Source organism: Halomonas denitrificans (genome assembly GCA_019800895.1).
Taxonomy (GTDB): Bacteria; Pseudomonadota; Gammaproteobacteria; order Xanthomonadales; family Wenzhouxiangellaceae.
Window position 1 is genome coordinate 605,314 of sequence record JAHVKF010000003.1, and the last position, 13,734, is coordinate 619,047.

At 69.3% G+C, this 13,734-nt stretch carries 12 protein-coding genes; 4 read left to right on the forward strand and 8 right to left on the reverse strand.

Annotated elements, in window-relative coordinates:
* Window positions 1–56: 56 nt before the first annotated feature.
* The 3 genes from KUV67_11335 (at window position 57) to KUV67_11345 (ending at window position 3,851) form a co-directional block, all read left to right on the forward strand.
* Entirely contained in the window at window positions 57–668 is a 612-nt protein-coding gene (locus KUV67_11335) for a DUF2058 family protein (GenBank protein MBY6205474.1), read from the forward strand.
* The gene (gene ppk2, locus KUV67_11340) at window positions 665–1,441 is read left to right on the forward strand and encodes a polyphosphate kinase 2 (protein ID MBY6205475.1); all 777 of its coding nucleotides are present in this window, start codon (window positions 665–667) and stop codon (window positions 1,439–1,441) included. The genes KUV67_11335 and ppk2 overlap by 4 nt, the downstream gene beginning before the upstream one ends.
* A gap of 166 nt (window positions 1,442–1,607) precedes the next feature.
* Window positions 1,608–3,851: a M3 family metallopeptidase gene (locus KUV67_11345; GenBank protein ID MBY6205476.1), complete on the forward strand. Its 2,244-nt coding sequence runs from the start codon at window positions 1,608–1,610 to the stop codon at window positions 3,849–3,851.
* Window positions 3,852–4,106: 255 nt separating this feature from the next.
* On the opposite strand, the gene KUV67_11350 is transcribed toward KUV67_11345, so the two are convergent.
* From KUV67_11350 to KUV67_11380, 7 genes are all read right to left on the reverse strand, one after another.
* Complete coding sequence (locus KUV67_11350; protein ID MBY6205477.1) at window positions 4,107–4,682, reverse strand: hypothetical protein; 576 nt, start codon at window positions 4,680–4,682, stop codon at window positions 4,107–4,109.
* 211 nt (window positions 4,683–4,893) lie between these two features.
* A complete protein-coding gene (gene rimO, locus KUV67_11355) occupies window positions 4,894–6,237 on the reverse strand; it encodes a 30S ribosomal protein S12 methylthiotransferase RimO (GenBank protein MBY6205478.1) in 1,344 nt (447 codons plus the stop codon).
* A gap of 40 nt (window positions 6,238–6,277) precedes the next feature.
* Entirely contained in the window at window positions 6,278–7,108 is an 831-nt protein-coding gene (locus KUV67_11360) for a cobalamin-binding protein (protein ID MBY6205479.1), read from the reverse strand.
* Window positions 7,105–9,465, reverse strand: a complete 2,361-nt coding sequence (locus KUV67_11365; protein MBY6205480.1) for a tetratricopeptide repeat protein — start codon at window positions 9,463–9,465, stop codon at window positions 7,105–7,107. Before KUV67_11365 ends, KUV67_11360 begins: the two co-directional genes overlap by 4 nt.
* 408 nt (window positions 9,466–9,873) lie before the next feature.
* Entirely contained in the window at window positions 9,874–10,974 is a 1,101-nt protein-coding gene (locus KUV67_11370) for a PDZ domain-containing protein (protein ID MBY6205481.1), read from the reverse strand.
* A 61-nt stretch (window positions 10,975–11,035) separates the two neighbouring features.
* Window positions 11,036–11,527: a hypothetical protein gene (locus tag KUV67_11375; GenBank protein ID MBY6205482.1), complete on the reverse strand. Its 492-nt coding sequence runs from the start codon at window positions 11,525–11,527 to the stop codon at window positions 11,036–11,038.
* Between the two features lie 10 nt (window positions 11,528–11,537).
* Window positions 11,538–12,152 carry a sigma-70 family RNA polymerase sigma factor gene (locus KUV67_11380; GenBank protein ID MBY6205483.1) on the reverse strand — a complete coding sequence of 205 codons (615 nt, stop codon included), beginning with the start codon at window positions 12,150–12,152 and terminating at the stop codon, window positions 11,538–11,540.
* 110 nt (window positions 12,153–12,262) lie between these two features.
* Here KUV67_11380 and greB point away from each other — a divergent pair, with 110 nt between their 5' ends.
* A complete protein-coding gene (gene greB / locus KUV67_11385) occupies window positions 12,263–12,775 on the forward strand; it encodes a transcription elongation factor GreB (protein ID MBY6205484.1) in 513 nt (170 codons plus the stop codon).
* Here the strand turns inward: greB and KUV67_11390 are convergent.
* On the reverse strand, window positions 12,728–13,714 hold the full coding sequence (locus KUV67_11390) for a hypothetical protein (GenBank protein MBY6205485.1): 987 nt from the start codon (window positions 13,712–13,714) through the stop codon (window positions 12,728–12,730). The genes greB and KUV67_11390 overlap by 48 nt on opposite strands.
* Window positions 13,715–13,734 lie beyond the last annotated feature (20 nt).

The window sequence follows — 13,734 nt, forward strand, 5'->3', positions numbered from 1 at the left end:
GACCCCTTCGCGGCCGGCCCGGCCGGCCGCGATCCCTTCCAACGGAGACTTCGACCTTGGGTTCCCTTCAGGACGCATTGTTGAACACGGGCCTGGCCAGCGAGGAGCAGGCACGCAAGAAACCCCGCAAACCCCAGGCCAAGGGCGGCAAGCCCGGCGGCAACAAGGGGCCGAAGAAGGCCCGGGGCGGAAAGGGCGCTCCCGGTCCGCGCACGTCGCGGAAGCCGGGCGGTCCGCTCAAGGAGCGAAAGCCGCAGAGCGATCTCGAGCGGGCCTACGCCGCCCGGATGCGGGCCGAGAAGGCCGAGAAGGAGCGCGAGAAGCAGGCGCGCGTGGCCGACCAGGAAGCCCGCCGGAAGCGCAACCTCGAACTCGACAAGCTGGTCGAAGGCAAGGCCCTGAACGTCCCCGAGGCGGAACTGCCGCGCTATTTCGAGCACATCGGGCGCATCCGGCGCGTGCTGTGCACGCCGGAGCAGCGCGAGAAGATCAACGCCGGCGAGCTGGGCGTGGTGAGCCTGCGCGGCGGTTACCTGATCGTCGAACCCGAGGTTCTCGAGGCCTACAAGGCGATCGCGCCCGACCTGGTGCCCGATCTCGCTGGCAAGGAGCCGGACGCGCCCGAGGACGATGACTATCCGCCGGTGCCCGACGACGTGACCTGGTGAACGGACGCCCGCAGGGCAGCGCCGAGGGCCTCGACTACAAGGCCAGGCTCCACGCGCTGCAGATCGAGCTGGTCAAGCTCCAGCGCCACGTCATTGCCTCCGGCGAACGCATCGTCGTGGTGTTCGAGGGCCGCGACGCGGCCGGCAAGGGCGGGGCGATCAAGCGCATCGTCGAACACCTCAGCGCCCGCGACCTGCGCGTGGTCGCGCTGCCCAAGCCGTCCGACCGCGAACGCAGCCTGTGGTACTTCCAGCGCTACGTCGCGCACCTTCCGGCGGCCGGCGAGATGGTCCTGTTCGATCGCAGCTGGTACAACCGGGCCGGCGTCGAGCCGGTGATGGGGTTCTGTTCCGACGCGGAATACCGGCGCTTCCTGTCCACCGCACCGGACTTCGAGGCGATGCTGCTCCAGTCGGGCATCAAGCTGATCAAGTACTACCTGGACATCGGGCGCGAAGAGCAGGCCGAGCGCCTCGCAGCCCGCCGGCGCGATCCGCTGAAGCAGTGGAAGATCAGCGCCGTGGACGAGGCCGCGCTGGAGAAGTGGGACGAGTACACCCGCTACCGCGACGTGATGCTCGATCGCACCCACGCACCGATCGCGCCGTGGACCATCGTTCGCAACGATGCCAAGAAGCCGGGTCGCATCGCCCTGATCCAGGACCTCCTAGATCGTCTGCACTACCTCGACAAGGACCCCTCGGTCCTCGACTGTGACCGGACCATCGCGTTCCGCTATTCGGCCGAGCAGGCCGAGCGCATGTCGCGCTGATCGACCCCGAACCGGCGCGGCCCCTGCATGACTTTGGTCAGGGGTGCCGCTGACGGCCGGGATGCTATGCTTTTCGGCTGACCGCTGGGTTGGTCCGACCGACCCACGATTCACCCGCGGTCCACTCACACGATCCACTCACGATTCACCAACGGAGAGTCCCCACGTGAACGTTCCCAACCGAATTCTGATCGTCGCCATGGCGGCGGCCCTGGCTGCCTGCGGCGACGCCGAACAGGCGCCGGTCGAGACGACCGACAGCACCACGCCCGAAGCATCGGTTCCGGCCGAAGCCACGTCCGACACGACCGCGGAGGAGTCCACCGCCGGTGTCGAGAACCCGTTCTTCGAGGACTGGACCCTGCCGCTGGGCATGCCGCCCTTCGACCGGATCGAAGACGACCATTTCGTCCCGGCCATGGAGCGGGGCATGGAAGAGCACCTGGCCGAGATCGAGGCGATCGCGACCAGCGAGGAGGAGCCGACCTTCGAGAACACGATCGTGGCCATGGAGCGCAGCGGCGCGCTTCTCGGCAAGGTCACCCGCGTGTTCTTCAACCTGGTCAGCGCCGATACCAACGACGAGCGGCAGGCCATCCAGCGCGAGATGTCGCCGCGCCTGACCGCCCACTCGGACGCCATCCAGCTCAACCCGGAGTTGTTCGCCCGGGTCGACGCGCTGTACCAGCAACGGGAGTCCCTGGAGCTGGACGCGGCTTCGATGAAGCTGTTGGAAGACACGCACCGCGGCTTCGTCCGCTCCGGCGCGCTGCTCGACGAGGACCAGAAGGCACGCCTGCGCGAGATCAACGCCGAGCTGTCCCGCCTGGGGACCGAGTTCTCCCAGAACGTGCTCAAGGAAGTCAATGCATCCGCCGTCGTCGTCGACACCGCCGAAGAACTCGACGGCCTGACCGAGGCGCAGATTCAGGGCGCGGCGGCCGAAGCGGCCGACCGGGGCCTGGACGGCAAGTACGTGCTGACCCTGATGAACTACTCCAGCCAGCCCCAGCTGGCCTCGCTGACCAATCGCGACGTACGCCAGCGCCTGATGGAAGCGTCGCTGCAGCGAGGTGCCCGCGGCAACGAATTCGACAACCGCGAGATCGTGTCGCGCGTGCTCACGCTGCGTGCCGAGCGCGCCAACATGCTGGGCTACGACACGCACGCCGATTTCGTGCTGGAAGAGCGCACGGCGAAGACCGTCGCCGCCGTCGACGAGCTGCTCGGCCAGCTGGCGCCGGTGTCGGTGGAAAACGCACGCAAGGAAGCCGCCGATCTGCAGGCCATGATCGACGAGAGCGAGGCCGAGCCCTTCGAGCTCGCGTCCTGGGACTGGCCGTTCTACGCCGAGAAGGTCCGCCAGGAGCGCTACGATTTCGACGAGAGCCAGATCAAGCCCTATTTCGAGCTCGAAAGCGTGCTGGTCAACGGCGTGTTCTGGGCCGCCCACCAGGTCTACGGCCTGGACTTCGTCGAGCGTCCGGACCTGCCGGTCTACCACCCCGACGTCCGCGTCTGGGAAGTGCGTGAGGCCGACGGCGAGCTGCTGGGCATGTTCTACGGCGACTTCTATGCGCGCCCGTCGAAGCGCGGCGGGGCGTGGATGAATGCCTACGTCGGCCAGTCGGGCCTGCTCGGCACGAAGCCGGTGGTGGCCAACCACCAGAACATTCCGAAGCCGCCGGAAGGCGAGCCGACGCTGATGACCCTGGACGAGGTCACCACGATGTTCCACGAGTTCGGCCACGCACTGCACGGCCTGTTCTCCGACGTGCGCTACCCGAGCCAGGCCGGCACCTCCGTGCCGCGTGACTTCGTGGAGTATCCGTCGCAGGTCAACGAGATGTGGGCCACCTGGCCGAGCATCCTCGAGAACTACGCGCGGCACTACGAGACCGGCGAACGCATCCCGCAGGAACTGCTCGACCGGGTGATCGAGGCCGAGAAGTTCAACGAAGGCTACCGGACCACCGAGTACCTCGCGGCGTCGATCCTGGACATGTGCTACCACACCAAGCCGGCCGACGAGATCCCGTCCGCCGACGAAATCCTCGAGACCGAGGCCGAGTGCCTGGAAGCCGCGGGCATCGCCTACGACCCGGTGCCGTCGCGCTATCGCACGACCTACTTCTCGCACATCATGGGCGGCTATTCGGCCGGCTACTACTCCTACATCTGGAGCGAGGTGCTGGACGCCGATTCGGTCAAGTGGTTCAAGGAGAACGGCGGCCTGACGCGCGAGAACGGCGACCACTTCCGCGCGACCCTGCTGTCGCAGGGCGGCAGCAAGGACGCCATGCAGCTGTTCGAGGACTTCGCCGGCCGCACGCCGGACATCCAGCCGCTGCTCGAGCGCCGCGGACTGGCGGTCACCGAAGGCACCGGCGAGACCACCGGTCCCATGTGATCGGTACAAGCAATCGGTCCTGCCGCGGTCGCGCCACGCCGCGCGGCCGCAAGGATGACGAAAACGCCCGGGTTCGCGCCCGGGCGTTTTTTTTGTCCGTGGACGCGTTCGGGGGGCGGGACGATTTCGGTGCGCTCCCGTCACGGAGCGGCCGGTGCGGGAAGCGCCGGCCGGTGCAGACACGAAAACGGCCGGGCAGGACCCGGCCGTGATCGAAGCGCTTGCAGGGACCGGCGTGCCGGCCCGCCGGGCGGGTCAGCCGCCGTTCGGGTTGCGGTTCGGCGAATTGCCGTAGCGGGTCTCGGCGAGGCCCTTGGCGCGCGCGATGACTTCGGCGCCGGTCATGCCGTCGACCAGGTCGCGCAGCTGCTCGGAGCTGCCGAGCACGGCCGGATCGTAGGCGAGCAGGAAGCGGATGGCCTGCTCGAGTTCGCCGTACTGCTCGGCCGACGTGCTGGCGGCGACGTCGTTCAGGCTCTGCCGGAACGCGGCGTCGGAGGTCGCGTCAAGAATGGTCTCCAGGCCCTCGCCCTCCGAGTCGAGCTGGCCTTCGACCTTCGGCACGACCTGGTAGCGCGCGTCGGCGGCGTTCGGCAGCGACTGACGCTCCGGGCCGGTGGCCATGCGCACGGGCGGGCCGCTGCTGCGGTCCGAACGTCGGTCGGCGCTGGGCAGCGGCCGCGGCGCGGCCTCGACCTGCGGTTCGGACTCGGCGACCGGCTCGTTGTCCGGTTCGCTGCCGCAGCCGGCCAGGCCGAAGGAGGCGGCGGACAGGGCGATCACCATCGCGGCGGTCGGGGACAGGCGGAATCGGTTGAGCGGCTTGTTCATGAAAGAATCCTGTGGGTGGTTCGTTCTGGGTGAGTGCGCCCGAACGGGCGCGATTTCAACGGCTCGGGCGGCGCAGGCGCGCCGCGCCGGGCGGGAACGGTGACTGTGATCGGTTCGCCGCCCAATAGTTCCTGCAATGATCGTCTGCCGCTGGTACGAAGAAGCCCGCGGATCGACGCCGTCGCCGACCGGGTGCAGGTCGTCGGCGGGGTCAGTCGGCCAGGCGGGCGAACAGGTCGTACGCGTCGTGTCCCTCGATCGCGACGTCGACGAAGTCGCCCGGCGCCAGGTGGCCGGCGCCGGAGACGATGACGTTGCCGTCGATCTCCGGCGCGTCGCCGTAGCTGCGCGCGATCGCCGCGTCGCCCTCCACGCCGTCGACGATCACCGGCTCGACCTGGCCGACCCGGCGGGCCAGGCGCCGCTCGCTGATCACCTGCTGGTGCTCCATGAAGCGGTGCCAGCGCTCTTCCTTGACCTCCTCCGGCACCGGGTTCGGCAGCGCGTTGGCCGCGGCCCCCTCGACCGGCGAGTACTTGAAGCAGCCGACCCGGTCGAGGTCGGCCTCGTCCAGCCAGTCCAGCAGCTCCTGGAAATCCTCCTCGGTCTCGCCGGGAAAGCCGACGATGAAGGTCGAGCGGATGACCAGGTGCGGGCAGGTCTGGCGCCAGGCCCGGATGCGTTCCAGCGTGTTCTCGGCCGCGGCCGGTCGCTTCATGGCCTTCAGCACCCGCGTCGAGGCGTGCTGGAACGGAATGTCGAGGTAGGGCAGGATCGCGCCCTCGGCCATCAGCGGAATGATCCGGTCGACGTGCGGGTAGGGGTAGACGTAGTGCAACCGCACCCAGGCCTCCATGTCGCCGAGCTCCCGGGCCAGGTCGTACAGGCGCGTCTCGACCTCGCGGTCCTTCCAGTAGTCCTTCCGGTAGCGCGTGTCGACGCCGTAGGCACTCGTGTCCTGGCTGATGACCAGCAGTTCGCGCACCCCGCGCTCGACCAGCTGCTCGGCCTCGCGCAGGACCATGCCGATCGGACGGCTGACCAGGTCGCCGCGCATCGCCGGGATGATGCAGAAGCGGCAGCGGTGGTTGCAGCCCTCGGAGATCTTCAGGTAGGCGTAGTGGCCCGGCGTCAGCTTCAGCCCCGCCGGTGGAACCAGGTCGGTGAACGGGTCGTGCGGGCGGGGCAGGCTGCGGTTCACCGCGCCGAGCACCGCCTCGGCCTGGTGCGGGCCGGTCACGCCGAGGACCTTGGGGTGGATCGACGTGATGTCTTCGGGCTTGGCGCCCATGCAGCCGGTCACCAGGACCTTGCCGTTGGCGTCGAGGGCGTCGCCGATGGCTTCCAGCGATTCGGCCTTGGCCGCATCGATGAACCCGCAGGTGTTGACGATCACCAGGTCGGCGTCGGCGTGATCGCCGACCAACCGATAGCCCTGCTGGCGCAGGCCCGTGACGATCTGCTCGGAATCGACCAGTGCCTTCGGGCAGCCCAGGCTGACCAGGCCGACCGCGGGCGCGCCGGATTCTTCGGATGGGGTGGGAGCGGTACTCATGGGCGCGTATTGTACGCGCCGTGACCGCCGGCGATCCGCGTCAGTCGGCCCGCCGGCAGGCCTCGACCACGTGGCGCAGCCGATCGATGCCGTCGAGCAGGCGCGGGCCCGGCCGGCCCAGCCAGGCCTCGCTGACCGGTACGATGCGCTGCCTGCGAACCGCCGGGATGTCCTGCCAGCCGTCGCGCCGCGCGACGACGTGGGGCCGGTACTTGGCCTCCTCGACCCCGCACCAGCTCATGACCACGGCTTCCGGCGCGGCGCGACGGGCGTCCTCGGGGGTGATCTCCAGGCTCTCGGCGTCGCGGTCCGCGAACGGGTTGACACCGCCGGCCAGTTCGAGCATCTCGTTGACCCAGCTCTTCCTGCCGGGAACGATGACCGGCTTCGGCCACCATTCGACCAGGATCGGCACCGGATCGGCCGGGGCGGGGCGGTCGTGCAGCGCCTCGAACCGCTCGAGGATCGGCTTCGCGGCGTCTGTCGCGTCCAGTGCCTCGGCGATCCGGCGGATGTCGGCGGCGACATCGGCCAGCGAGTGGGGCCGCGTGACCAGGCAGGGCAGGCCGGCGGCCTCGAGCTTCGCCAGACAGCGCTCGTGGCCCGGGACGGTCAGCGACGTGACCACCAGGTCCGGCTGAAGCGCCGCGACGCGGTCGACATCGATATCCAGGTCCGGCCCGATGCGGGGCAGGGCATCGACGACGTCGGGCGGATGATCCGAGTGGTCGTCGACCCCGACCAGCCAGTCGGCCCGGCCCAGCGCGCAGACGATCTCGGTGTTGGAGCAGGTGTGGGCGACGATGCGCATGGTGCCAGTGTAGTGTGCCGGCCCGCGCGCCCGACCGTCGACTTCGGCCGGGAACGTCAATCCAGCGGTTCGTCCCGTCGTTGCTCGAAGTACGCGCGCTGCGCGGCCACACCGTCGCCGAGCGCCTCCAGCGCCGCCCGGAAGCGGGGGTGGTCGCGCAAGCGATCGAATACCGGCAGGCTCTCCAACCCCCACCAGTAGTAGCGCCAGCCGCTGCGGACCAACGTCTCGAACTCGTCCAGCGCGTCCTCGTCGCGGCCCTGCAGGGTGAGCAGCCAGACGCGCTCGTAGCCGGCCACCATCCACGGGCCCTTCTCGACCCGGGTTCGCTCGATGGTGTCGGCGAGCGCCTCCAGCAGCGGGCCGTCCTGGACCGACGTGCCTTGGCGGCGCAGGCAGAGCACCGCGGTCTTGGCGGCGATCAACCGCGTCGGGTCGACCTGCGGGGCCGCCTCGAACAGTTCCGGGAAGGACTCGCGGAGAACCTCGAGAGCGGCGTTGCAATCGGTCATCGAGTAGGCCTGGGCCAGCAGCGCCTTGGACATCGGTTCGCGGTTGCCCAGCGCGTAGATCGTCTCGAGTTGCTCGACGTGCTCGTCCCAATCGCCCTCGAAGGCCGCGATGGCCTGTCGAAGATAGGGGATGCGCAGCGGCAGGTCGTGCTCGGCCGCCAGCGCATCGGTGCATCGGCGGGCCGAGTCCGAGTCGCCGAGCTGCAGGTGGAACTCGCACACGCGGAACCAGCGTGCGCCGGAATCGGGGTCGAGTTCGCGCTGGCGCAGGATGTAGCGCATCGCCTCGCCGGTTTCGCCGGTCTGGGCCAGGTAGGTCGCCAGCCGGTCGTAGGCCAACGGGAAATCCGGGCGGTCGCGGATGATCCGCCGCAGCCGGAACAGGGCTTCCTCGGCCCGTCCCTGGGCCCAGTAGGCGTCGGCCAGCCAGACCACCCCGATGCCGGCGAATGGATCCAGCCGCACTGCGGTCCGGAGCGGCTCGATCGCGTCCTCGTAGCGGCCGTCGCGGAACAGGATCCGTCCCAGTCCGCGCTGCGCGATGGGGTCGTTCGGGTTCAGCTCGACCGCGCGACGGTAGCTGGCGATCGCCTCGTCGATCCGGCCGCTGCGGAAATGCCAGTCGCCGGTGGCCCGGATCACCAGCGGATGATCCGGATCGATGCGCCGGGCGCGGTCGATGTACTCCTCGGTGAAATCGTGGACGTCCTCGCGCGTTCGCATCGGTCCCTGGCTGCGCTGCATGCCGATGGCATCGACCAGGCGGACCAGGGCCTCCACGTTGTCGGGGTCGAGTTCCAGTGCACGCTCGAACAGCGCGCGCGCCTCGGTCGCCGAGGCGAGCGTGAAATTGTCCGCCGCGAAACGACCCCGGGTGATCAGGTCGTGGACCTGCTGGTTCTCCGGATGGGCGGTCACGGTGTCGGCGAGCAGCGTGTCGGTGAGCGTGTCGCTGACGAGATTGGCGATCTCGTCCTGGACGTCGAACAGGTCGTCGAGCGGTCGATCGTAGGTACGCGACCACAGGTGGCGCTCGTTCCCGGTCTCGATGAGCTGGGCCAGCACACGGACCGTGTCGCCGTCGCGCTGTACGCTGCCTTCGAGCACGGCGTCCACGCCGAGCCGGTCGGCGACCTCGCGGATGCTCACGTCGCGACCCTGGAACGCGAAGGCCGAGGTGCGGGCCACGACTTCGAGCTCCGGCGACTGGGCCAGCATGTGGGTGATCCGGTCGACAAGGCCGTCGGCGAAGAACCGGTGATCGCTGCCGGCGCTCATGTCGAGGAAGGGCAGGACGACCACCGATGGCCGAGTCTGTCCCGCAGGCTTGGACGCTGGCGCCGGGTCACCGGCCACCGGACCACCGGGCTCTGCAGGCCGGGCGTCCACCGCGATCTCTTCGCCGGAGGGCACGTCGTCCGCCCGATCGAACAGGAACGGCGCCGCCACCGCGAGCGCAAGGGCGGCCGCCAGTGCCAGGGCGACCCCGGCGCGCGGACCGCGCGCTCGCTGCGGGTGCGGCGGCGGGATCGTTCCGCCCTCGGCCGGTGAGTCGGCGTGGTCCGCGACGGGCATCGGTCGCCCTGCGAGATCGCTCACGGCCTCCGGCACCAGCCGGTAGCCGCGCCGTGGAACCGCCACGATCACGCCGTGCGGCCGCCGCGTATCGCCCAGTTCGCGGCGCAGCGAGGACACCGCAACGTTGACCGAATCGTCGCTGGCCGCCTCGAGGTGTCCCCACACGTTCTCGATGATGTCGTCGCGGCTCAGGACGTCGCCTGCGTGCTCGACGAAGTAGGCCAGTAACGCGAGCAGCCGGGGCGCCAGAAAGCGCTCCTGGCCGTCCTGGACGATTCGGCCCCCTTCGAGATCGATCGCCCGACCCCGGATTTCGATGTTCCGCACCTGGTGATTCCCCATTCCGGCGACCGGGCGGCGCCCCATGGAGGAGTGCGCCGCGATCCGGCCGATGACCGGACGAGTGTCGCATTCCAACTCGGTTCGATCAAGCGCGAACCGTGGAGAAAAGGAGGTTTATATCGCTGAAAAATATGAACTTTGATCCGCAGGAATCGAAAGAACGGACACCGGCTGATGGTCGAATTGCAGTGGAACGCGACCGCAGGGGCGACCAGGTGCATGGTGATTCACGGGCCAGGCCTATGCCCCGCACCTCACGCGAGGACGTTTCGACCGGCGGCTTCGGAACGACCGATTGTCCATTGCCGATACGTGTTCATCCGGCTCGGCCGATCGAGAAAAACGCCGGGCGGGGCCCGGCGTCGTGGTACAGCGTCCGGCGGGGCGGCCGGGTCAGTAGGTGCCGGTCGGGACCGGAGCCGCGGGCCGTGCCGGTCGTGGCGGCCGCGGGGCGCCCATACCGACTTCGCGCTTGCGATGCAGACGTGGGAAGCGGCTTTCGGGCACGGTGCCTTCGACCTGCTGCAGCGTGCCGTCACGCATGATCTCGAGCACCACCGTATCGCCGGCTTCGCGGTCGAGCATCGCGCGGCCCAGGTCGGCCGGGCGGCTGATGCTCTCGCCGTCGATCGACAGGATCACGTCGCCGTCGGCGAGCTGCAGCGGATTGTCGTCGCCGATTCGCAGCACGACCACGCCGTCACCGGTGCCGAAGTAGGACGCCAGGCCGTCGTGGTTGCTGACCAGGTCGGAGTCGCCGCCGAGCACGAACAGGCCGGGCAGGCGCGGCGCATGCGGTGCGTCCGGCGGCATCGGGAAGTCGCCCTCGTGCATGCGGATGATTTCCCGCTCCATGCCTTCCAGGCCCTCGCGGATCGCGTCGACGTCGAGATCGATCTCCGGGGCGAAGCGGTGAGCGAAGGCATGCAGGCCGTGTTCCGGCGCCGAGGTCTCGACGTCGAAGCTCATGCGCTGGCCGTCCCGCTCGACGACCACCGGCACCACGGTACCGGCCTCGAGATCGGCGAGGGCATCGCCGATGGTCGCGTTCGCACCGACCGCCATGCCGTTGACCTCGACGACCTTGTCGCCGCTCTGCAGGCCGGCGGCTTCGGCGCCGCCGCCGGGCGTCAGGCCGAGCACCTCGAAATCGCCGCCTTCGCCGCCGACCAGGATGCCGAGCTTCGGCGTGGTGCCGCCGAACGCGTGGGCAATGGCCGAATCGACGATGATCTCGATGTTCTCGTCGCCTTCGCCCATCTTCATCTGCCAGCGGCCCCGGTGGCCGCCCTCCTCGACCAGCTGGCGCTGGAGCCGGGCCATCCGGCGGGCGGCCTCGGCCAGTTCGGCGCGGGCGGCGTCGAGCTCGGCACGGAGTGCGTCGCGCTGCGCCTGCTGCTCTGCGCTGGTGGCGCCCTCGCTCTGGGCGAGCGCCAGCGGCGACAGCAGCAGCGCGCCGGACAACAGCAGGGGCTTGATCATCGGTCGTTTCATGACATTCCTCCGGTTTCGGATCGGGCAAGGCCCGGTTGGGGTTCTGATTCGTTCTTCGGTGTCAGTAGCTGGCCAGCATCATCTCGCTGCGCCAGTCGGAACGGATGTAGCGCTGGTTGATCTCGCCGAGCAGCGCCACGCGCTCGGCCCAGAGCACCGGGTCGTAGGGCGATTGTTCGATCTGCACGTCCAGCCAGGCCAGCTCCTGCTCCAGCCGCGCGACCGAGTCGGCGGTCGATGCGCTGACCGCGCCGTAGCGGTAGTCCTCGAGCTGCGACTCGAGGGCGGACGACACGGCCTGCAGCCGGATCAGCGGGTCGATGCCGTCGTCCGGGGACGCCGGTACCGGGCCGTAGGTTCCGCGCAGCAGGGCGATGCTCAGGGCCAGCGCGGCCACGGTGGCGGCCATGGCCAGGGGCACCCAGCCGCGTCGCGGTGCACTTCCGCTACCGGATCGGGCATCCAGTGCGCTCTCGATGTCGGACCAGAGGCCGTCCGGCGCCTCGAGCGGTGGCAGCGACTTCAGGTTCAGCGGATCCCTGTTTCGGGTCATCGTGGTGTGGTCATCGGCCATGGGGCATCGACCTCGCGGTGGTGTTCGCCGGTTCGGGATCGGTCCCGGGACCGGCCGGTGGTTGCAGCGGGGCTTGCAGCCATTGGCGCGCCTTCGAACGCGCCCGGCTGAGCCGGGTCTTCGACCAGGGAATGCTCTGGTCCAGCGTTTCGGCGATCTCGCCATGGGTCAGGCCCTCCACGTCGTGGAGCCAGAGCACGGCGCGGTCGAGGGCATCCAGCCGGCCCAGGGCGCGCAGCAGGTCCAGCGCGCCATCGTGGTCCGGGGCCGCCTCGGCCGGCTCGTGGTGCTCGGGCAGCGGGTCCATCGAGCGCCGACCGGCATCCATCACCTGGTTGACGACGATCCGCCGCAGCCAGGCGCCGAAGCGGTCGGCGCGTTCGAGCTGGGCGATCTTCTCGAAGGCCTTGACGAAGCCGTTCTGCACGGCGTCCCAGGCGGTGGCCTCGCTGCCGGACAGGCGCACCGCCAGCGTCCAGGCCGGCCGCGAATAGTCGCGGTAGACCTGCTCCTGGGTGCGCCGGCAGTCGCGCTTCAGCGCGGCCAGCGAGATGTCGTCGAGAGGCGTCGAGAAGTCCATTTCGGTACCTTTGACGCGGGCCATGCGAGAAAGGTCGCAGAAATTTTTCGACGGCGCCACCGGGGACGGGCACGACGACGGCGTCCGTGGCACAGTGATGGCCCCGTATCCGAACGCAGAAGCAGATCGAAACCATGGGCCGCTGGCGTCCACCCCCCGACAAATCCAGCCCCTACGTCACAGCCGACGGGCTGACGAAGCTGAAGGCCGAGCTGAAGGACCTGTGGCGGGTCCAGCGGCCCGAAGTGGTCAAGGCGCTCGCCGCGGCCGCGGCCGAGGGCGACCGCTCGGAGAACGCCGAGTACACCTACCGCAAGAAACAGCTCGGCGGCATCGACCGACGGATCCGCTATCTCAGCAAGCGGATCGACGTGCTGAAACCGATCGAGGGCACGCCTTCGGACCCCGAAAAGGTGTTCTTCGGTGCCACGATCACTGTCGAGGATGCCGACGGTGAGGAGATCACCTACCGGATCGTGGGGCCCGACGAGATCGACGCTTCCAGGAACTGGATCTCGATCGACTCCCCGCTGGCCCGGGGACTGCTCGGCAAGCGTCTGGACGACGAGGTCAGTGTCGAAACGCCGGGCGGGATGCGGTCACTGGTGATCGTCGAGATCGAATACGAGGGGGGCGGAGGCCGCTGAGCCGGGCGCGGAAATCGCCCGCCGAAGGGCGGCCGCCCGCGGATCCGGATCGAAGTCCAGCGCCGAACCGTCGAAGGCCAGGCCGAGCCGGCCGAAGGCGCGATCGATGTCCGGTCGGGCGATGCCGTCCATCAGGCGCTGGTATTCCTGTCGCCAGATCGACGGCGCGGTCAGCGAGCCCAGCTGATCGATCAGGCTGCGCGCGGTCCAGCGCGAACGCCGGTGCATGCAGCAGCGGTGGAATTCAGCCAGCGCCGAATCCAGCGAGTGGCGCCCGCCGGTCTCGGTGCGCAGGCGCACGTCGACGTTGAGGAAGAACGAGGCCCCGGTCCAGTAGACCCGGCGGTAGGCGCGCAGCTGGCGCATGCGGGGACTGAGACTGCGCAGGTTCCGGTCCGCGCCCTGGGGGTCGTTGAAGCCGCGCTGGAAGCCGCGAGCCAGTTCCGTCCAGGCCTCCTGTTCCGAGATCACCCCCGCGCGCGCCTGCAGCAGGTACTGGTAGTACGAGGCCAGGCCCTCGGTGAACCAGATGTCGCGATTGCCGGGGAACGGGATCAGCAGGTGGGCGGCTTCGTGGAAGCCTCGCCAGTCGGCGTTCAGCGCGTCCAGGTCGGCGTGCGGGTCGACGTAGAACTCCAGACCGGGCGTCGTGCCGCGCCGGACCCGCCCGAACACCACCGCATCGCCGCCCGTGTCCACGGCCTGCAGGCGCACGCTCAAGCGCTGGACGGGGTAGTCGGGGCTGACCGTCAGGACCGCGCCCAGCGCCGTCTGCATCCACTCGGTCCACGGCTCGGGACCGGAGGCCTCGCGCGGCGGTTCGAGCACCAGGTGGATGGGCGGCGTCGCCGCGAGGACGGCGCAGGGACTCGCCAGCAGCGCCGCGAGCAGGACGGACGCGAAGACAGGCTGCTTCGTACGTTCTATCGCACGCTTCATCGATACAGCTTGCGCGGTCG